Source organism: Dorea ammoniilytica (assembly GCF_025567415.1).
Classification (GTDB): Bacteria; Bacillota; Clostridia; order Lachnospirales; family Lachnospiraceae; genus Claveliimonas; species Claveliimonas ammoniilytica.
On sequence record NZ_JAOQJV010000021.1, the window covers coordinates 1 to 19,396 of the forward strand.

Below are 19,396 nucleotides of genomic sequence, written 5' to 3' on the forward strand. Positions count from 1 at the left end.
GTTGGCGGCATAAAAACTGCCACCAGTTTCTCGTATCTGGTGGCAGAAATAGTTTTTATTTTTTTGATTGTCTACTTGACGGGAAGCAGTTCAGCGGGACGGTGAGTTTTGTTGTATAAATGAAGAAGATTTTATACAGGTAGGAATTAAAGCATGCAATACGAATTTCCATTTCAAGATGCATTAGATAAATTAAATGTGCTGTTATCTCAGAATCAGTTTGAATTATTAGTCCCAAATACTGCGGTATTGTCACAACAAACCTCAGATATCCGTCTTGTGTACCTGATGAATGACGCAGTTGAGAGCTTTCTGGTATTTAAGGAAGCCGCACTTACTGGGACTTATCAGGAAGAGTATGAGGGAGAACTGGAGGCAAGGTTGGATGAAAGTGAAGGCAGATATGTGCTTGCGGTATATCAGGGAGAGACTGTGTGTACGCTGTTTTTTCAGAATTTGACGCTGGAGGTACACTTATTTGATTATAGTGGAATCGGACATTTTTGGGTAAAAGGATATGAATATCTAAGACAATTGGAGTATCGGCTTGCCATCCTGCGTGATAAACGAGAATATCTGGGAGAAAAGTATTGTACAGAGCAGGAACTGAAGTTATCGTATCTCGCTGAATTTCCACCGTTAAATTACTGCTCATACCCAGCAGTGCCTGATAAATACCTGATTCCGTCATATGAATGGTGGAAAGTATCGGATGAAGCTATGGAGGTAATGAAATGTCTCGGGAAAGAAGCAGATGATAAAACGCTGCTTCGCTGGCTGAAAATATATGAGTTTTACCCAAAAAAAGCGGTAGCGAAGAAAATTGCCAGAATGTTACATACATCTGCGCATTCTGCAGTGGTAGAATTGATAGATCGTAAGCTGAAACAGGCTACCGCGGAATTTGGGCATAGGGTGTTCGATAAAGATGAAGAACGGCACATAAATGGCCTGAAAAAGAAAGCACAGAAAAGAAAAACAGAATTATTACAGAATGGAAAGCATGTCGAGATGCTGAAAGAAGAACCATTTGTATATGCAAAAGACGGTATCGAATCCAAAATCCATCTGATGATCTGGGATGGAGATACGAGGAATGAGTGGGTGGAAGTAGAGACTTTCGAATAGGCAACAATAGGATCATCGTCACTTGATTTTCAGATATAGGAATGTTACAATAATATAGCCGTTGGGAAAAATCTCAGAAACTCAGTAAAATTAAAGGGTTGCGGCATGTGTCGTCATAGCTCAGCTGGATAGAGCACTCGCCTCCTAAGCGAGGGGTCGGAGGTTCAAATCCTCTTGGCGACGGGCTTCAAAGCGTTCGAAAATGTTAGCTGGATTAGCTGACAGCGAACGCTTTTGTTATTTTCTAATCACGTTCGTGTCATGAAATTCCATAAAAAACGATCAATTTCCAACTAACATTTGAGTTCCGCTCTGTTGTCACCCCTTATTTGGGGATGTAAATCAGAGAAAAAGCGGAAAAGAAAATATCAAAAAAATGACGAATAAAGATAAGCCTGTGGTAGAATGGAAAAAAGAAAATGAAAGCTATAGGAGAAAGAAAATGGTAAAGCAAATTGTAAGAGATATTTTCTTTTTAGGTCAGCCATCCGAACCAGCTACGAAAGCAGATATCCAGGTTGGAAAGGATCTGCAGGACACACTGCAGGCAAACCGGGAACGGTGCGTTGGTATGGCTGCCAATATGATTGGTGTAAAAAAGAATATCATTATTGTAAATATGGGATTCATGGATGTAGTGATGTTTAATCCGGTGATTGTTTCAAAGCGTGACATGTATGAGACAGAAGAAGGTTGTTTATCCTTGGATGGTGTTCGTAAAACGACCAGATACCAGGAAATAGAAGTAGATTATTATGACTTCAACTGGAAAAAACAGCGTCAGAAGCTGTCAGGATGGACGGCACAAATCTGTCAGCATGAAATTGATCATTTATCCGGAAAGATTATTTAACCAAAGCGGATTGCGAGGTGACTGATATGCTGAAAAATGTACTGATTGTGGTGGATGATATAGAAAAATCCATAGAGTTTTATAAGGATTTATTTGGAATGCAAGTGATTCTTAAGAATGAAGGTAATGTGATCTTATCGGAGGGGCTTGTTTTGCGGGATGCCGACATATGGGGGAAAATATTGGATGAAACTTCTACGCCATTCAATAACATGATGGAACTGTATTTCGAGGATTTTGATATCCAACACCGGCGTTATTTTATGGCAAAAATATTGGCAAATCTGGAGATGCGGGCACTGCTCAATTCACTGGCGAAGACGATGAAGTAATGAAAAACTACCAATGAAAAATAGTGAAAAAATAGTGTAATTTTAATGGAAAAGCCCTTAGCAAAACAATATAATATATGGATGAAATTGAGCCGTGTGTTCCGAAAGGACTTAGATTGGAGGCAAGGAGTATAATGAAATTTTATAATATATTTTTCAGCCCGACCGGGGGTACAAAGAAAGTGGCAGATATTATTATTAACGGAACTAAACAGGAAGCGGAAGTAATCGACCTGATCAAAGAACCAGATAAGATTAAAAAGGTACAATTTAAAAAAGATGATGTGTGTCTGGTTAGTGTACCTTCTTATGGAGGACGCATTCCGTCAGTTATAACAGAAATGTTTCGAAATGTAAAGGCAGACGGTACGAAGGCGATTCTTGCAGTGGTATTTGGAAACCGTGCAATTGACGATACTTTACTGGAATTACAGGATGTTTTGGAAGCGTCAGGTTTTGTATGCATCGCAGGAATGGAGGCTGTCGCAGAACATTCCTTATTACACCAATTTGGAACCGGTCGTCCGGATTCGCAGGATGAAAAGGAATTGATGGGATTTGCTACAAAGATTATGGAAAATATTGCAACGCAAAGAACACCTGAGTTTCCAGGAAACAGACCATATCGTCAATATGGTGGCGTGCCGTTTAAACCGACTGTAAATAAAAAGTGTACTTCTTGCGGTCTGTGTGCAAAAGAATGCCCAACAGGCGCTATTTCATTGGATGATCCGAAGATTACAGATAATGATAAGTGTATTTCCTGCATGCACTGCGTGGCAGTCTGTCCAAAGAAGGCAAGAAACTATAGTAAATTTATCAGCTTTATAGCCGGACGGAACATGAAGAAGATTTGTTCAGGCAGGAAAGAAAATAAATTATATTTATAATACAATGGAAAATAAGTCACACATTAAAAACAAAGAATGTACAAAAGGAGAAGAATTATGAAGTTTAAAATGATTCATGAAAACTACAATGTATCAGACCTGGACCGATCTATTAAATTTTACAACGAGGCCCTTGATCTGCACGAAGTAAGAAGAAAGACTACCGATGATTTTATCATTGTGTATCTGAGCAACGATGTAAGTGATTTTGAGTTGGAACTTACCTGGCTTAAAGATCATCCACAGCCATATAATCTGGGTGAATGCGAATTCCATCTGGCATTCCAGGCAGAGGATTATGAGGCAGCGCACAAAAAGCACGAAGAGATGGGATGTATTTGTTTTGAAAATGAAGCAATGGGAATCTATTTCATTGTAGATCCAGATGGATATTGGCTTGAGATCTTGCCGTAAAGCTGGTTAGAAAAACCGATAATTGATCTGATGCTTTAAGATGTTAATATGCTCTTTTATTATGCCAATGGTTTTTGGCATAATAAAAGAGATTGATGTATTAGCCAGAGAATTTATCACTGTAACGAATATGCATATCTTCCCAATCCATGAACAATACATAAAATACCTTTCCGTATTGCTGGCTTTCTACAATTCTTCCATGATCAAGCACAGAAAGGTAAGTTCCGTCAGCCTTTCGAAGATGAAAATGAATATAATCATTTTCATTGCCACTGTCAATCTGTTCCCAGATGCTTGATTCAATCTGTTGTTGCTCATCTTCCCGTATCAGGTTGCGAAACCTTTTCTTTGTAAGTCTGAACAATTCATCTATATCTTTATATCCAGACATATGAAGGAATTCATCATTTGCATAAAACAATTCATCCTTTTCTTTGTCAGCTCTGTATATGATAAATGCACCTGGAAGATGTTCAGAAATATCCTTGAATGCGAATCCCAGCTGCTTGCGGACACCTGACTGAAGACCTTCTCTGTAGGCCATACATCCATTTTTTCCATGAAGCTTTATTTCATAAAGCGCCGCATCTGCACATCGCAGGAGCTGTGAACGGTCAGATGCAAATGTTGGATATTCTGCATATCCGAGAGAAATATAAAATGCATGTTTCTCACCATGACATGAGAATGTTTTGGGAAGTTTGGTGAATTGCTGTAGCTGTACATCCGCTTCTTCAAAGGTACAATTTGGTAAAAGAATACCGAATTCATCACCACCGTTTCTTCCCAGTAATGCATTGGACGGGAAAAAAGCTTTCATGCTGTCTGCAAGACTCTTTAATGCTCGGTCTCCGTAACCATGTCCGTATATATCATTGATAAACTTAAAATCATCGATATCAAGGAGCGCAGCTACAAAATGTATTTGCGGATTTTTAGAAATCATCTTTTCTGCTAACTCATCAAATCCATAGCGGTTATAAATACCTGTAAGAGAATCTGTATGTGCCAGTATTTTATATTTGTTCCTATGTTCTTTAGCTACTAACCATACTCTGGTAAGAACTGTCAGAAGAAGGATTATTGTAAGAAATATTCCGCTGATGATGATTATTAATGTGTTATTTCTCCATCCACTTTTAGGTGTTACCTCAATTTTCCAGTTGTCGTTTCCTATTGTAAAAGTATAAGAAACAGGATGGTTTATTTGCTCATCTGACTGATAAACCACTTTATAAATGTTACTCCAGGGAGTATCTGTTTTTAAAATGCTATATTCATATCCAAAATCTGAAAGTGCATGGATCGAGTCTGAAAAAATGTCCGGAACACGCAGAATAACGATAGTAAATCCCCAGAAATACTCTTGCTCATTTTGATCTTTCAGGTAGACTGGATTGCGTACCGCAATTCCATAGCCGCCCTGTTTTAATTCGAAGGGACCCTGCGTAATGATTGTATGGTTGTCTCTTGCGTAACAGGAGATTTCTCCCCGGTCCTTATCATTGATCAGATCGATCTTACCGGCCTCATTTCCCTCAGCCGGATAAATATCTGTTACGACACCGTTCGGGGCAAGCTGAACGCTTTCAATAGAATCAGACATAAGATTTTCAGCAATCGTTTCAAACTGATGAATTTCGCCATTTTCACTGATCAGAATCTGTTTCAAGGCATCCGTGATCTCAATTCCATCTGTAATTTCAGTCTTTATGCGTTCTCCATAGGTGGTTGCATTTAATTGTGCTGTTATGTGTCTCTGCTCGTTTTCATGGGTGTCTGTTATGTATACAATTAAACTAACAAGGCATATGCCCAGTAAAAAAATGACAAAAGGCACAAGTGTTTTTTTCTTCACTTGGTTTACCTCATTTTATCTACTACTCTTTTTGAGTGCTTCTTTTGTTTCATTCAGCAATTCAATATTTAATCCATTCTCACTGGCGGTTTTGTCCACCCAGAGATTCAGGGAATCTATCGCCAGAGATACTTCATCCAGTTTCTGACTGATAAATGCAAAATCTTTAATTTCATCATCGGTAATCTTGCCGTCACGCGCAATTTGAATGAGACGCCCGGTAAGGGGATTGATCTCATTGAGACTGGCAATTGTCTCCAGGATAATGCTGGAGAGCTCCGATACCTCTACTTCTGGGACGTAGCGCTCACCAATAGCACATTTGTGGGAACAGTAGTAGTTACAAAGATCCGGTCTTTTATAACAGTCCGCCATTTGGACAATGTCATATGGCGTTGGTTCCTGCAGTTCATATTCTATCTTCTCAATTTTTGAATCAGAGATGCCGTCCATTAGTTCAGCTGCCTTTTCTCGGGTAAGACCCTGAGCTTCCCGGCAGATCTGATATATCGTTTTATTTTTGCGAGTTGATTGTTTCCCCATTATGATACCTCATATCTCTCTGAATTGGAGAAATACAAGAGCATATTTCCTCGTTTCAGAAGTAGATTATTATTCTTTATTGATTATAATAGAATCATACCAAAACAGCAAGAACAAGCGAAGTGGGGTGAACGACTTGGATACAGCAAAGAGATTACAGCTGATAAGGGTAATAGAAAAAATAGAGAAAAATCCCGAATTCAGCGACAGACTCGGAGTGAAAAATAAATCAGAATTCAGGTCAGAGAAAGAACCCGCAAACAAAAACTAATAAAGAGTCGAAGAGAGAATCGACAGAAGGAGAAGAAAATGTTGTCATTACTATTTACTATATGTATGATCTGGATATTTGGAAAGTTATTTATCTTCGGGGTTAAAGCAGCCTGGGGAATATCGAAGTTATTATTAACAGTTGTATTTCTTCCATTGATCCTGATAGGAATGGTAATCGGTGGTCTGATGTCAATTGCATTTCCGATATTGATTGTTGTTGGAATTGTAGCATTGGTAGCATCAGGAAATTAATAAAAGTACTAACGTACAAGGGTGAAAGAGGTAAAGAAAATGAAGAAAAAGATAAAAAGAATCGTGATTATTGTACTGATTATATTAGTCGGAATCGGAATATTCAGCGGAGTAAGTTATTATAGGAATTCAAAAGCAAAAGATACAACGCCGTTGGAAACAGTATTGGAAAAATCATCGGATCTTACAACACAAAAACTTGTAATCACGGATGTATTTGAATGTTCCAAAGGCAAGGTTCCGATTCTTACAAAGAATAATTTTCTGGTAAGATACCAGACAACTGTTACAGCCGGATTCGATGTAAATGAAGCGGAAATCAAGGAAACAGATAACAAAATAACGGTAACGATTCCACACTGCACTATTGATGAAGATTCAATTAAGATCAAGTCTGATGATATTAAAATATATGATACAGGTTTTGCAATCTTAAATGTGAATCAGGATGATCTGCTGGAGGTAGTCAGCGAGGCAGAAAGCAGAGCAAAGAAGCAGGCAAATTCTTCAGAGTACGGTCTTCTGGATGCTGCAGATGCCAATGCAGTGAATATAGTTCGTGGTTTATTTGAAAATGTGGCTGATGGCAGAGAAGTCGTGGTGGAATTTAAGTAGATGAATGCAGGAAAAGTAATTGTGTTAATGGAGGCATAACTTATGGCATACGATTTTGAAAAAGAAAAAAGGGAAGCAATGGAAGCTGGTAACCGCGCATTACATAGTCTGAGAGAAGCACAAGCCAATCTGGACAGCGCACGGAACTGGGGCTTGTGGGATATGTTTGGCGGTGGAACAATCACAAGTCTGATTAAAAGCTCTAAGATGGATCGTGCAAAGCAGAATATGGAGCAGGCAAAATACGATCTTCGGTCATTCAGTAAAGAATTAAATGATGTGAGCATGGTGATTAATCTGGATATTGAGACAGGCGATTTTCTCTCATTTGCAGACTGGTTCTTTGATAATTTCTTTGTGGACTGGATGGTGCAGGACAGGATCAATAAAGCAAGGGATCAGGTAAGAGATGCTATCTGGAAAGTCGAAAATGTAATGCGGGAGCTGGAGAGATATTAGTACCAGACAGATAAAGAATTAGTCAGGACAGGGATTGCGAAAGTAGTCCCTCTTTTGATGTGTAAGTAGATTGACAATTAGTTATAATATTGTTAAACTAAATTTAGTTAATCATAAATAACTAAAGTATAAATAACTAAATTATAATTGAGCAAATTTGAATGGAGGAAAGAAATGTTTGTTGGAAGAGAGAAAGAATTAAGAGATCTTGATAAAATGTATCATTCGGATAAGTTTGAATTTGCTGTCATTTACGGAAGGCGTCGAGTAGGGAAGACGGCATTAATCAGTCATTTTATTCAAGATAAAAAAGCTATTTACTTTATGGGAGTCGAGAGCAACGAGAAGCAGAATCTTGAGAACTTTAGTAAAAGTATTTTCGAATACGCGGAAGGAGTTCAAAGTGGACTGGTATTTGACTCTTTTCAGACAGCTCTGGAATATGTATTTCAGTTGGCTCAGAAAGAGAGGATAATAATTGCTGTTGATGAATATCCTTATGTGGCGAGAGTATCAAAGGGTCTGGCATCCACTCTGCAGATGCTGATTGATAAATATAAGGATAATTCGAAATTGATGTTAATTATTTGTGGATCGTCAATGTCATATATTGAGGATCATGTGCTGGCATATAAAGCACCATTGTATGGAAGACGGACTGCGCAAATGAAGATATTACCATTTGATTTTGCGGAGACCTGCCGTTGTTTTAATAATTTTTCGGACGAGGATAAGGCGATAATCTACGGAATAGTGGGAGGCACACCACAGTATCTGCTTCAAATGGATGATAAGTTGAGCATTGGAGAGAATATTAGGAATACATTTTTGAATACGTCATCATTTCTGTTTGAAGAGACAGAGAATCTTTTAAAACAGGAAGTGCGAGATACGGCAATTTATAATGCGATTATTACGAGTATCGCAACAGGCGCATCCAGAATGTCAGAAATTTCAGCTAAGATTGGTGAGAATACCAGCGTGTGCTCAAATTATCTGAAAAATTTGATTTCGCTGGGGATTATAAAAAAAGAGATTCCATATGGCGAGAAATCGTCACGGAAATCTATTTATAGAATTGCGGATAATATGTTCCGTTTCTGGTATCGATTTATTCCGGCGAATACATCCATTATTATGCGCGGAGCAGTTGACCTTGCATATAGGAGAATTGAGCCACAGCTTTCAGATTATATGGGAAGTGTATTTGAAGATATATGCGGACAATATTTGTGGAAGCTGCTGATCAATGGGGAATCACCTGTAGAATTTGCAGAATTAGGCAGATGGTGGGGCAATGACCCTGTATCCAGAAGTCAGACAGAGATTGATATCATGGCAGTTCAGGATAGGAATACCGCACTATTTGGGGAATGCAAATGGACAAATGAAAAAGTAGATCTGGGAGTTTTGGAAATATTGGTTAAGCGGAGTCAGATATTCCATTACAATAATACCCGGTTATATCTGTTTGCGAAAAATGGATTTACAAAGGGCTGTCAGGAAGAGGCGGAAAAGCTTGGCAATGTGTCTCTTGTGACTTTTCAGGATATTATGGACTATATATGTGCATAATAAATATATATAATATAGTATGACAACAACATGTTTAATATATTTAGAGAATACGCAAACCCTGATAAATCAAGGCTTGCGGGGAACAACTACCGCAGAATTCGGGAACGGCGACTGCAGTTTATGGGAAGGGCTGCCGCAGTTTATGGAGATGGTAACCGCAGTTTTCAGGCATGGCTACAACGAAAATTGGGAAAGGAAGCCGCAGTTTATGGGTAGTAGTTGGAACTTAACAGGTTGAATCATTTAATAATAATAAGGAATTACCCAAAAAGCGCGGTAACCAACAGTAGAGAAAGTTGGTTACCGCTTTTTTTGGACATGTCGGTCCCAATTATTCCCAAAAAGTGCGGTAGCTATACCCAAAAAGTGCGGCAGGATTGACAGAAATGGTCGGATAGTGTAGAATTCAAAACAGTATATAGATAGATTAATGAGGATACCAGAGAAGCGGTAGCCGTTTTTTAAAGTAAGGATACCCAAAAAGCGCGGTAACCATTTTTAAAGGCAAGGATACCCAAAAAGTGCGGTAGCCATTTTTAAAAGTAAGGATACCCAAAAAGTGCGGTAGCCGTTTTTTAAAGTAAGGATACCCAAAAAGTGCGGTAGCCATTTTTAAAAGTAAGGATACCCAAAAAGTGCGGTAGCCATTTTTTAAGAGAGGGATACCCAAAAAGTGCGGTAGCTATTGTAAGGGGAGCAATTCAAAAGATTAATTAAGGGTTTGGAGGAGTTATGGGACGAAAAGCAATTGAAAAGAGGGATAACCAGCTCATCATCAATATTGATGAGATTGAGAGAGAACAACAGGCACTGATGCTGACAAAATCGAATGATCTGATCCATGCGAAGTTCAATGCATCGTTATTTGTACAGAAACTGTTGAATTTCTCGCTGGCGTCTATTGCGAAGCAGCCGAATGGGGAGATATCCAGCGCGGTGCGAGTGGCAGACCTGCGGAATGCGATGGATCTGTCCGGACACAGCATTTATACGGCAGTGTCGGCAGCGGTGGAACCAATATTGAATTTTAAGATTATTAAGTACGATGATGCGGCAGAAAAAATTATTGGATTGAATATCGTGACCGACTGTTATTATTCGGACGGTATATTGTATACGACATTTAACCGTAAGATTGAAGCAGATGTGATTAATATCCAAAAGAAATTTACCCGTAATAATGTCTATTTCCTGTGCAAATTCAAGTCAGCATATTCATTGCGCCTGTATGAACTTTTATCTACACAGAGATGGGTGTTACAGAAGAGTAAGAAGAAGATTGTATCGGTAATATATTCTCTGGGTGAACTGCGTTTTGAGATGGGTACGATCGATCCGAATGACAGCGAAGTGCAGAAGGCAATGCGCAGGAATATGGATTGGAATATCATCGCAGAAGAAGTGGCAGCGAACCGGACACAGAAGCGGTGGGATGATTTTAAGAGACGTATTCTGGTGGTTGCGCAGAAAGAAATTAATAATGCTGACTATTCGGATATTGGGTTTGATTTCGAACCGGTCAAAAGTGGGAAAAGCAATAAAGTTACATCGGTGAAGTTCCACATTTATCTAAAGAATCCACCGAAATATAATGACCAGATGATTCCGGAGGAAGAGATTGATGCAGTAGATGTACGTCTGGTATCGGATATTAAGAATGCATTTCCGTCATATCCGCTGCGTGAGGAAGATCTGATCGCGGTAGTGCGGGCAGCCGGTAATGACCGTGACAGGGTAAGAAAGGCAATTGATATTGTTAATATCCAGAAGAAGCCGATTAAGAATCTGATTGGATTCCTGGTGGCTGCGATTCAGGAGTGCTGGGATCAGGATGAGAATATTCCTTATATCGTAGATCAGGATTATGAGTGTACCCAGCAGACAATCTTTGATTATAACGAACATGAGGAAGAGCATCAGAGACTGAATGAACTGGTGAAAAAGTATCTGGCTAATGATATTGAGGAAACAGACATCAAGATGGAAGACCGTTCTGTGGTAAAGGCTATGGCCAATGCTTCAAAAAAGGTCGAGAAAATGAAAACCCGTGATATTATGTGATGCGAAGGAACCGGGGGGTATATATGTCCAGAGGAGCTAATCAGAAATTTAAGATATACCGTCTTGCCCAGATTATGCTGGAGCGAACGGATGAAGAGCATTATCTTACGATGCCTGAGATTATAGCGGCGTTGAAGGAATATGATATTCCGGCTGACCGAAAAAGTCTTTACGCAGATCTGAAAGATCTGGAGATTCTTGGGATAGAGGTAGAAGGAGCACAGATTGGACATAGATATCGGTATCATGTCCTGAATCATCCGTTTGAACTGCCGGAGTTAAAGCTGTTGGTAGATGCGATTCAGTCTTCTAAATTTATTACAGAGAGAAAATCGAATGCACTGATCAAGAAGTTGGAAAAGCTGGTCAGCAAGTACGATGCGATGAAGTTGCAGAGACAGGTGTATGTGTCTGGCAGGATCAAGACGATGAATGAAAGCATTTATTATACGGTAGATGCGATTCATAATGCGATAGCGCAGAATAAGAAGATACGGTTTCAGTATTTTCAGTGGAATGTGAAGAAGGAGATGGAGCTGCGCCACGGAGGTGCATATTACCATATCAGTCCTTGGGGGCTGTCATGGGATGATGAAAATTATTATCTGATTGGATATGATTCGGATGCAGAACAGATACGACATTATCGTGTAGATAAGATGCTCCGCATCCAGATGTCGAAAGAAGATCGGGAAGGCAGAGAGCATTTTAAAAAGTTAGATATGGCGGATTATGCAAGGAAGAGCTTTGGCATGTTTCGCGGGGAAGAACAGCAGGTGAAGCTTTTGGTGAATAACCGGATGGCGGGAGTTATTATTGACAGATTTGGTAAAGAGGTCATGATGATTCCGGCAGATGCAGATCATTTTAGGGTCAGCGTCGATGTACATGTAAGTCCACAGTTTTTAAGCTGGATCATTTCTCTTGGTGACGACGTGAAAATAATCGGGCCGGAAGATGTAGTAGAGCGGATGAGAGAAGAAATCAGGCGTCTTAGCAGGCAGTATGGGGAATAGTACAGGTAAGGAGAGAGAAGATTCGATGGAAGAGTATGAGAAAATTCAGCTACCGTGGTCAGATTGGAAAATTATAAAATATCTCGGTGGCAGTGCAGATACGAAAGTGTATGAGATTGAAAGAAATGTATCTGAAAAGCTGGAAAAAGGAGCACTTAAAATTATATCTGGATCTGCAAGTGAAATTGAGAGTTACGTGCAACAATTCAGAGTTATGGAAGAAATGCAAGGGCAGTCAAATATTGTCAGTTATGATGAACTCACAGTTGTTCCTCACGAAGATGGAGTGGGAGGGGATGTTTTTATCAGAATGGAACTTTTGACTTCGCTGCCGCAGCGTTTAAAGAAAGATTATTTTGATGAGAATGTCATTAAATTAGGAATAGATATATCCAACGCATTGATATTGTGTGAAAAAGAACATATCGTCCATGGAAATATTAAGCCGTTCAACATTCTGGTATCGAAGGATGAAGAGTATAAACTGAGTGATTTTAGTATGCTTAAAAATGCGGACATTACAGCATCAGAGAGGCAGAAGACAGGAATGGAGTACCAGGCGCCGGAAGTACTGCGGGGAGAACAATATGGACATACAGCAGATATATACTCTCTGGGAATGGTAATGTATTGGCTTTTGAATAATCAGACATTACCACGCAGAGATGAAAAACTGCAGCCGCCTGCCATTGGAAGCGAAAAGCTAAAAGAAATTGTAATGAAAGCTTGCGAGAGCCGTCCAGAAGATCGATATGCATCAGCGCAGGAGTTATATGATGCATTGAGTGCCTTAAAAAATAAGCGTATCATGACCATGTTTGGCGTTATATGGTCTACCTTAGCAGGCATAGCGTATGGAGTGGGTGCTATATTCGGAGACGAGATAGGTTCCGTAATATTATTTGCTATACTGGCATTTAGTGAATTATATTCCGTATATTATAATTTTTCACGAGAAAGAGAAAAGTCTGTAAGCATGGATCAAAAGATTTATGTACCCAAGCTATTTGCAGATTTTCTTCTATGCGCAATGCCATTTATTTTGGTTATGGTCCTTAATATGGACCTGGAAAGCATAGCTCCAGGGCTGGCCTACACGGTGTATATATTATTTTCACTGGCTATACCAATTTTTGTGACGCGTATCGTTCGGTCATGGATGTGGACGAAAGAATAATTATTCATTGAGCAGATACTCATAAATAGCTTCTGCACATCCGCCGTGATCATTGTCGGCAACGACTACATCGCTGAGTTCTTTGATATGTGGACGGGCATTTCCCATAGCCACGGACAGACCGGCGGTTTTGAGAATTTCCATATCGTTATCAGAGTCGCCGACGGCAATGGTGTGTTCCACCGGAATGGACAGATACTGACAGAGTTTTAAGAGGCCTGAGCCTTTGGATACATTCTTTGGAGAAAGTTCCAGAGAGGTGTCCTCGGCGCGGGCCATTTCTAATGGCAGGTGCGAGAGTGCCTGCACAAAGTATTCGCGCAGTTCCGGTGTAGCAGAGAAGAGGTTCAGCTTTTCTACCGGAAAATGTTTCTTGTTATAAGAAGCAACTACATCATCCAGCAGAGTTCCTGTCTGCAGAAAGATATCCTGATACTGTCCGATACAGAAGTCTGCCATGCGCATCACATAGCTTCTGGTAGCAAGATTCTGGCCGTTACTTGCTATGTAGATCATTGCCTTTTCAGGAGATGCGGTGTCTATGATCTCGCGGACGGCAGATGGTTCAATCTGTTCGGAGTGAATGATCTGATCTGTGTTCGTATCGACCAGAAGTGCTCCGCTTTCGCAGATAAAATAGCGGACATGTTTAAGCATCTGGCGGTAATCTTTTAATTCGGACAAAGAACGTCCGGTAGAGAGGATTACTGTTTTTCCGGCATTTACGGCGGCATCTATTGCGTCAAGACTATCCTGTGTAATCTGATGGTTAGAGTCTAATAAGGTTCCATCCATATCAAAAGCAATTAAATCATATCTATTCATGAAAATAAGTCCCTTTCATTTTTAACTTCTTAATATGGTAACATTGGAAAATTGAAATGTAAATAGATATATAGAAAAGAGGAAACTGGCTCAACTTGTGTATTTGACATATATCGGGTATAATGATTGGATAATTGGGAAAAAGACGGGGAGGAACCGGATGAAAAGAATGATAAGGCTGATAGCAGTAGTGTCAGCGGTAAGCCTGATTGGAACATTTACCTCAGGCAGTATGAGACAGGTCAGGGCATCTGAGGCAGAAGCATCACAGAATGAGAGTAATGAGAAGCCTGAAAGTGAAATGACCGAAGAGGAAAAAGCGGCAAAGGCAGAGAAGGAAGCCAGAGAGAAAGCATTGAAAGAAGCCTACGAACTTCCGGTGCAGACCAATGAGATCAAGAACTGGCCGGAAGGCCCCGGGACTTATGGAGATTCTGCGATCGTGATGGATGCAGACAGCGGAGCAATCCTCTATGCTAAGAATATAGATAAGAAAGAATATCCTGCAAGTATTACCAAAGTTCTGACTGCATTACTTGCATTTCAGTATGGAAATATGGAGGATACAGTGACTATTTCAGATCACGCATTATCCTGTCTTGGATCTGGCTATGCGTCGATCGGGCTGAAGGCAGGAGATAAGATTAGCATGGAGCAGGCATTGTATGCGACACTTCTGGCATCGGCGAATGAAGCAGCATGTGCAGTGGGGGAGACTGTTGCTGCAGAGCATGATCAGGATTATGACTGGTTCATCCGACAGATGAATACAACATGTAAGAATCTCGGAGGGACGAATTCTAATTTTACCAACACCAATGGAGTATATGATGAAAATCATTATACCTGTGCCAGAGACATGGCGCTGATTGGGAAAGCATTGTTTGATTATCCGGAATCCTTTACCATTTGTCAGACGGAACAATATGCAATTCCGGCATCGGATACGGTTGAAGAACATATCTTTCAGCAGAAGCATCATATGCTGATAAAAGATAATAAAGATTATTATGAATACGCAATTGCCGGTAAGACAGGATATACAACTGAGGCAGAAAATACATTGATCACACTGGCAGATAACGGTGAAAGACGGTTGGTGTGTGTGGTAATGAGAACCTATGGGGGACATACGTATTCAGACACAAGAGCACTTCTGGAGTATGGATTTCAGAATTTCAGAAATGTAGATATTGCAGAGAATGAGAAAAAGGACACATATGACGCGCTGGAACATGGTGCGTTTGTAGTGCTTCCTGAAAAAGTGGATTTTGATAAGCTGAAATGCAAAGTTGAGATTCATGAAGGCAGCAAGAGAGAAGGAACAGCTACCTATTATTATAAGGATAATCCGGTTGGCAGCTGTGAAGTAACTGTGGCGAAAGACTATAAGCAGAAAGAGATCACATTTTCAGAATCAGATAAAAAGGGAATCAATTATAAACTGCTTATTCTGATATGTACAGGAGTGGTGGTGATCCTGTTGACAGTAACATCGATTTTCACAGGAATTATAAGAAAACGGAAGAGAAGAAAACGTAGAAAATAAGCATAGAAATGAATGTGGAAAAGAACATAAGAAAAGGCAGAAACCCCTTGACGAATGCTGAGATTTTCTACTATAATATCAGCGTATGTAAAAAACTTTGACGAAGACAGTAGGATACTTTGGAAAGGCAAAGCGAATCGGGGGTGGTGAGAGCCCGGTGCGAATAGATTGTATCTGAATATCACTTCCGAGTTCCGTTGATCGAAAGAAGAATGACAGATGGATGCCAGATCCGGTAGATTGCGGCGGTATTGCTCCCGTTACAGGGCAGACATATCAGAGAAGTATGTTTAGGTGGTTACAAACGAGGTTATAGAGCTTTCGTCCTATTCAGGATGGGAGCTTTTTCTATTGCAGGATAGTTACTGCAGATCATACAAAACGCACTTCAAACTATTATTAAGGAGGAAGATTATGTACAAGAAAGTGTCTACCGATCTCAAGTTTGTAGATCGTGAAAAAGAGACTGAGAAGTTCTGGGAAGAAAATCATATTTTTGAAAAGAGTATGGAAAATCGTAAAGAGGGAGAGACCTATACATTCTATGATGGACCACCGACAGCCAATGGTAAGCCACATATCGGTCATGTACTGACTCGTGTTATCAAAGATATGATTCCGAGATATCGTACTATGAAAGGATATATGGTACCTCGTAAGGCAGGATGGGATACGCACGGACTGCCGGTTGAACTGGAAGTTGAAAAGCTCTTGGGCTTGGATGGAAAGGATCAGATCGAAGAGTATGGTCTGGAGCCGTTCATTAACAAATGTAAAGAGAGTGTCTGGAAATATAAAGGAATGTGGGAAGATTTCTCAAGCACCGTAGGTTTCTGGGCAGATATGGATAATCCATATGTTACTTATGATAATAACTTTATCGAGTCTGAGTGGTGGGCTTTGAAGAAGATCTGGGATAAAGGACTTCTTTATAAGGGATTCAAGATTGTACCTTACTGTCCTCGCTGCGGAACTCCGCTGTCAGCTCAGGAAGTAGCGCAGGGATACAAAGATGTAAAAGAGCGTTCAGCAATTGTTCGCTTTAAGGTAAAAGGTGAAGATGCGTATTTCCTGGCATGGACAACTACACCTTGGACATTACCGTCTAATATCGGTCTTTGTGTGAATCCGGAAGAAGAATATGCTAAAGTAAAATGTGTAGACGGATATACCTATTATATGGCATCTGCACTTCTGGATACTGTACTTGGCAAGCTCGCTGAAGATGGCAAGCCGGCATACGAGGTACTGGAGACTTACAAAGGAAAAGATCTGGAATACAAAGAATATGAGCCGTTATATCAGTGTGCAGCAGACTGCGCAGCAAAACAGAACAAGAAATGTTTCTTCGTTACATGTGATGACTATGTAACACTGACAGATGGTACCGGTGTTGTACACATTGCACCTGCATTTGGTGAAGATGATGCTAAGGTTGGACGTAAATATAACTTCCCATTTGTACAGTTAGTAGATGAAAAAGGTAACATGGGAGAGACAACTCCATTTGCCGGATTATTTGTTAAGAAAGCTGACCCGGAAGTCCTGAAAGATCTGGATGGAAGAGGACTTCTCTTTGACGCACCGAAGTTCGAGCATAGCTACCCGCACTGCTGGAGATGTGATACTCCGCTGATCTACTACGCAAGAGAGTCATGGTTCATCAAGATGACAGATGTGAAGGATGAACTGATCGCTAATAATAACACAATCAACTGGATTCCGGAAAGTATCGGTAAGGGACGTTTCGGAGACTGGCTTGAAAATGTACAGGACTGGGGTATCAGCCGTAACCGTTACTGGGGTACTCCGCTGAATATCTGGGAATGTGAATGCGGACATCAGCATTCAATCGGAAGTATCGAAGAGCTGAAGAGCATGTCTGATAACTGTCCGGATAATATCGAACTTCACCGTCCATACATCGATGAAGTGACCATTAAGTGTCCGAAGTGCGGTAAGCCAATGCACCGTGTACCGGAAGTAATTGATTGCTGGTTTGACAGTGGTTCTATGCCATTTGCACAGCATCATTATCCATTTGAGAATAAAGAACTGTTTGAACAGCAGTTCCCGGCACAGTTTATTTCAGAAGCCGTTGACCAGACTCGTGGATGGTTCTACTCACTGCTTGCAATTTCAACACTGATCTTCAACAAAGCACCATATGAGAACGTTATCGTTCTTGGACATGTGCAGGATGAAAATGGTCAGAAGATGAGTAAGTCTAAGGGTAATGCGGTAGATCCGTTTGATGCACTGGAGAAGTACGGTGCAGATGCGATCCGTTGGTATTTCTATGTCAATAGTGCACCATGGTTGCCGAACCGTTTCCATGGCAAGGCTGTAGTAGAAGGACAGAGAAAATTCATGGGTACTCTGTGGAATACTTATGCATTCTTTGTACTGTATGCGAACATCGATGAATTTGATGCTACCAAATATACACTGGATTATGAGAAATTATCCGTTATGGATAAATGGCTGCTGTCCAAGTTGAATAGTATGATTAAAGAGGTAGATTATGACCTCGGCAATTACCGCATCCCGGAAGCTGCGAGAGCATTGCAGGATTTCGTGGATGATATGAGTAACTGGTATGTAAGAAGAAGCCGTGAGCGTTTCTGGGCAAAAGGAATGGAGCAGGATAAGATCAATGCTTATATGACTCTGTATACCGCACTGGTAGAATGCAGCAAAGCAGCAGCTCCAATGATTCCATTTATGACAGAAGAGATTTACCAGAACCTGGTTAGAAGTATTGACGCTTCAGCTCCGGAAAGTATTCACCTGTGTGACTTCCCGGCTGTACACGAGAATCATATCGATACAGAACTGGAAAATAATATGGACGAAGTCCTGAAGCTGGTAGTAATGGGTCGTGCGTGCCGTAACACAGCTAATATCAAGAACCGTCAGCCAATCGGTCAGATGTTTGTAAAGGCAGATAAGGTATTGCCGGAATTCTATCAGGATATTGTAAAAGACGAGCTGAATGTAAAAGCTGTAACATTTACACAGGATGTAAGAAGCTTTACTTCTTATTCATTCAAACCACAGCTTAAGACAGTCGGACCGAAATACGGTAAGATGCTTGGCGGTATTAAAGCGGTGCTTTCTTCTCTGGATGGCAACGCAGCAATGGATGAGCTGAATGCGACAGAGGCTTTGAAACTGGATGTAAATGGACAGGAGATTACTCTCTTCCGTGAAGACCTGCTGATTGAGACTGCTCAGATGGAAGGATATGTATCTGAAAATGATAACGGAATTACCGTAGTACTGGATACGAATCTGACACCGGAACTTCTGGAAGAAGGATTCGTAAGAGAAATCATCAGTAAGATTCAGACCATGCGTAAAGAAGCAGATTTCGAGGTAATGGATAAGATCACAGTAACTTATACAGGTACAGAGAAGGCTGAGAAGGTATTTGCAGACAATGCAGATATGATCGGAACTGAGACACTGGCAGTCAGCGTACAGAAAGCTGAACCTGCAGGATATGTCAAAGAGTGGAAGATCAACGGAGAAAATGTAACGCTTGGCGTAGCAAAAATGTAAAAGGAC

At 40.4% G+C, this 19,396-nt stretch carries 18 protein-coding genes and 1 tRNA gene; 16 read left to right on the plus strand and 3 right to left on the minus strand.

Annotated features, from left to right (window positions below; translation table 11 throughout):
* The first annotated feature begins 153 nt into the window (after positions 1-153).
* The 6 genes from OCV65_RS11960 to OCV65_RS11985 all read left to right on the plus strand — a co-directional run bounded on the left by OCV65_RS11960 (position 154) and on the right by OCV65_RS11985 (position 3,617).
* Entirely contained in the window at positions 154-1,128 is a 975-nt protein-coding gene (locus OCV65_RS11960; RefSeq protein WP_262582234.1) for a DUF3878 family protein, read from the plus strand.
* A gap of 109 nt (positions 1,129-1,237) precedes the next feature.
* Positions 1,238-1,311, plus strand: a tRNA-Arg gene (locus OCV65_RS11965).
* 259 nt (positions 1,312-1,570) lie between these two features.
* Positions 1,571-1,981, plus strand: coding sequence for a peptide deformylase (locus OCV65_RS11970; RefSeq protein WP_118384526.1), 411 nt, complete (start codon positions 1,571-1,573; stop codon positions 1,979-1,981).
* A 26-nt stretch (positions 1,982-2,007) separates the two neighbouring features.
* A complete protein-coding gene (locus OCV65_RS11975; RefSeq protein WP_262582235.1) occupies positions 2,008-2,313 on the plus strand; it encodes a VOC family protein in 306 nt (101 codons plus the stop codon).
* 134 nt (positions 2,314-2,447) lie between these two features.
* Positions 2,448-3,203: an EFR1 family ferrodoxin gene (locus OCV65_RS11980; protein ID WP_262582236.1), complete on the plus strand. Its 756-nt coding sequence runs from the start codon at positions 2,448-2,450 to the stop codon at positions 3,201-3,203.
* Between the two features lie 57 nt (positions 3,204-3,260).
* Positions 3,261-3,617 carry a VOC family protein gene (locus OCV65_RS11985; protein ID WP_005426079.1) on the plus strand — a complete coding sequence of 119 codons (357 nt, stop codon included), beginning with the start codon at positions 3,261-3,263 and terminating at the stop codon, positions 3,615-3,617.
* Between the two features lie 100 nt (positions 3,618-3,717).
* On the opposite strand, the gene OCV65_RS11990 is transcribed toward OCV65_RS11985, so the two are convergent.
* Positions 3,718-5,478, minus strand: a complete 1,761-nt coding sequence (locus OCV65_RS11990) for a diguanylate cyclase domain-containing protein (protein WP_262582237.1) — start codon at positions 5,476-5,478, stop codon at positions 3,718-3,720.
* A 15-nt stretch (positions 5,479-5,493) separates the two neighbouring features.
* Entirely contained in the window at positions 5,494-6,021 is a 528-nt protein-coding gene (locus tag OCV65_RS11995; protein WP_262582238.1) for a helix-turn-helix domain-containing protein, read from the minus strand.
* Between the two features lie 136 nt (positions 6,022-6,157).
* On the opposite strand from OCV65_RS11995, the gene OCV65_RS12000 reads away from it, so the two are divergent.
* The 8 genes from OCV65_RS12000 (at position 6,158) to OCV65_RS12035 (ending at position 13,452) form a co-directional block, all read left to right on the plus strand.
* On the plus strand, positions 6,158-6,292 hold the full coding sequence (locus OCV65_RS12000; protein WP_262582239.1) for a hypothetical protein: 135 nt from the start codon (positions 6,158-6,160) through the stop codon (positions 6,290-6,292).
* A gap of 38 nt (positions 6,293-6,330) precedes the next feature.
* The gene (locus OCV65_RS12005) at positions 6,331-6,546 is read left to right on the plus strand and encodes a hypothetical protein (RefSeq protein ID WP_262582240.1); all 216 of its coding nucleotides are present in this window, start codon (positions 6,331-6,333) and stop codon (positions 6,544-6,546) included.
* A gap of 39 nt (positions 6,547-6,585) precedes the next feature.
* The gene (locus tag OCV65_RS12010; protein WP_262582241.1) at positions 6,586-7,161 is read left to right on the plus strand and encodes a DUF4230 domain-containing protein; all 576 of its coding nucleotides are present in this window, start codon (positions 6,586-6,588) and stop codon (positions 7,159-7,161) included.
* A gap of 42 nt (positions 7,162-7,203) precedes the next feature.
* Positions 7,204-7,620, plus strand: coding sequence for a hypothetical protein (locus tag OCV65_RS12015; RefSeq protein WP_262582242.1), 417 nt, complete (start codon positions 7,204-7,206; stop codon positions 7,618-7,620).
* A 174-nt stretch (positions 7,621-7,794) separates the two neighbouring features.
* Positions 7,795-9,195, plus strand: coding sequence for an ATP-binding protein (locus tag OCV65_RS12020; RefSeq protein WP_262582243.1), 1,401 nt, complete (start codon positions 7,795-7,797; stop codon positions 9,193-9,195).
* Positions 9,196-9,930: 735 nt separating this feature from the next.
* Positions 9,931-11,259, plus strand: coding sequence for a replication initiation protein (locus tag OCV65_RS12025; protein ID WP_262582244.1), 1,329 nt, complete (start codon positions 9,931-9,933; stop codon positions 11,257-11,259).
* Between the two features lie 23 nt (positions 11,260-11,282).
* Complete coding sequence (locus tag OCV65_RS12030) at positions 11,283-12,275, plus strand: helix-turn-helix transcriptional regulator (RefSeq protein ID WP_262582245.1); 993 nt, start codon at positions 11,283-11,285, stop codon at positions 12,273-12,275.
* A 25-nt stretch (positions 12,276-12,300) separates the two neighbouring features.
* Positions 12,301-13,452, plus strand: a complete 1,152-nt coding sequence (locus OCV65_RS12035) for a protein kinase domain-containing protein (RefSeq protein WP_262582246.1) — start codon at positions 12,301-12,303, stop codon at positions 13,450-13,452.
* On the opposite strand, the gene OCV65_RS12040 is transcribed toward OCV65_RS12035, so the two are convergent.
* Positions 13,453-14,277: an HAD family hydrolase gene (locus tag OCV65_RS12040; RefSeq protein WP_262582247.1), complete on the minus strand. Its 825-nt coding sequence runs from the start codon at positions 14,275-14,277 to the stop codon at positions 13,453-13,455.
* A gap of 160 nt (positions 14,278-14,437) precedes the next feature.
* On the opposite strand from OCV65_RS12040, the gene OCV65_RS12045 reads away from it, so the two are divergent.
* Positions 14,438-15,826, plus strand: a complete 1,389-nt coding sequence (locus OCV65_RS12045) for a D-alanyl-D-alanine carboxypeptidase family protein (RefSeq protein WP_262582248.1) — start codon at positions 14,438-14,440, stop codon at positions 15,824-15,826.
* Between the two features lie 414 nt (positions 15,827-16,240).
* Entirely contained in the window at positions 16,241-19,390 is a 3,150-nt protein-coding gene (gene ileS, locus OCV65_RS12050; protein ID WP_118384488.1) for an isoleucine--tRNA ligase, read from the plus strand.
* Positions 19,391-19,396 lie beyond the last annotated feature (6 nt).

Bases quoted from the DNA above. Each gene is read 5' to 3' on its own strand.
- OCV65_RS11960 (WP_262582234.1), top strand. From the start codon at position 154: ATGCAATACGAATTTCCATTTCAAGATGCATTAGATAAATTAAATGTG.
- OCV65_RS11970 (WP_118384526.1), top strand. From the start codon at position 1,571: ATGGTAAAGCAAATTGTAAGAGATATTTTCTTTTTAGGTCAGCCATCC.
- OCV65_RS11975 (WP_262582235.1), top strand. From the start codon at position 2,008: ATGCTGAAAAATGTACTGATTGTGGTGGATGATATAGAAAAATCCATA.
- OCV65_RS11980 (WP_262582236.1), top strand. From the start codon at position 2,448: ATGAAATTTTATAATATATTTTTCAGCCCGACCGGGGGTACAAAGAAA.
- OCV65_RS11985 (WP_005426079.1), top strand. From the start codon at position 3,261: ATGAAGTTTAAAATGATTCATGAAAACTACAATGTATCAGACCTGGAC.
- OCV65_RS11995 (WP_262582238.1), bottom strand. From the start codon at position 6,021: ATGGGGAAACAATCAACTCGCAAAAATAAAACGATATATCAGATCTGC.
- OCV65_RS12005 (WP_262582240.1), top strand. From the start codon at position 6,331: ATGTTGTCATTACTATTTACTATATGTATGATCTGGATATTTGGAAAG.
- OCV65_RS12010 (WP_262582241.1), top strand. From the start codon at position 6,586: ATGAAGAAAAAGATAAAAAGAATCGTGATTATTGTACTGATTATATTA.
- OCV65_RS12015 (WP_262582242.1), top strand. From the start codon at position 7,204: ATGGCATACGATTTTGAAAAAGAAAAAAGGGAAGCAATGGAAGCTGGT.
- OCV65_RS12020 (WP_262582243.1), top strand. From the start codon at position 7,795: ATGTTTGTTGGAAGAGAGAAAGAATTAAGAGATCTTGATAAAATGTAT.
- OCV65_RS12025 (WP_262582244.1), top strand. From the start codon at position 9,931: ATGGGACGAAAAGCAATTGAAAAGAGGGATAACCAGCTCATCATCAAT.
- OCV65_RS12030 (WP_262582245.1), top strand. From the start codon at position 11,283: ATGTCCAGAGGAGCTAATCAGAAATTTAAGATATACCGTCTTGCCCAG.
- OCV65_RS12035 (WP_262582246.1), top strand. From the start codon at position 12,301: ATGGAAGAGTATGAGAAAATTCAGCTACCGTGGTCAGATTGGAAAATT.
- OCV65_RS12040 (WP_262582247.1), bottom strand. From the start codon at position 14,277: ATGAATAGATATGATTTAATTGCTTTTGATATGGATGGAACCTTATTA.
- OCV65_RS12045 (WP_262582248.1), top strand. From the start codon at position 14,438: ATGAAAAGAATGATAAGGCTGATAGCAGTAGTGTCAGCGGTAAGCCTG.
- ileS (WP_118384488.1), top strand. From the start codon at position 16,241: ATGTACAAGAAAGTGTCTACCGATCTCAAGTTTGTAGATCGTGAAAAA.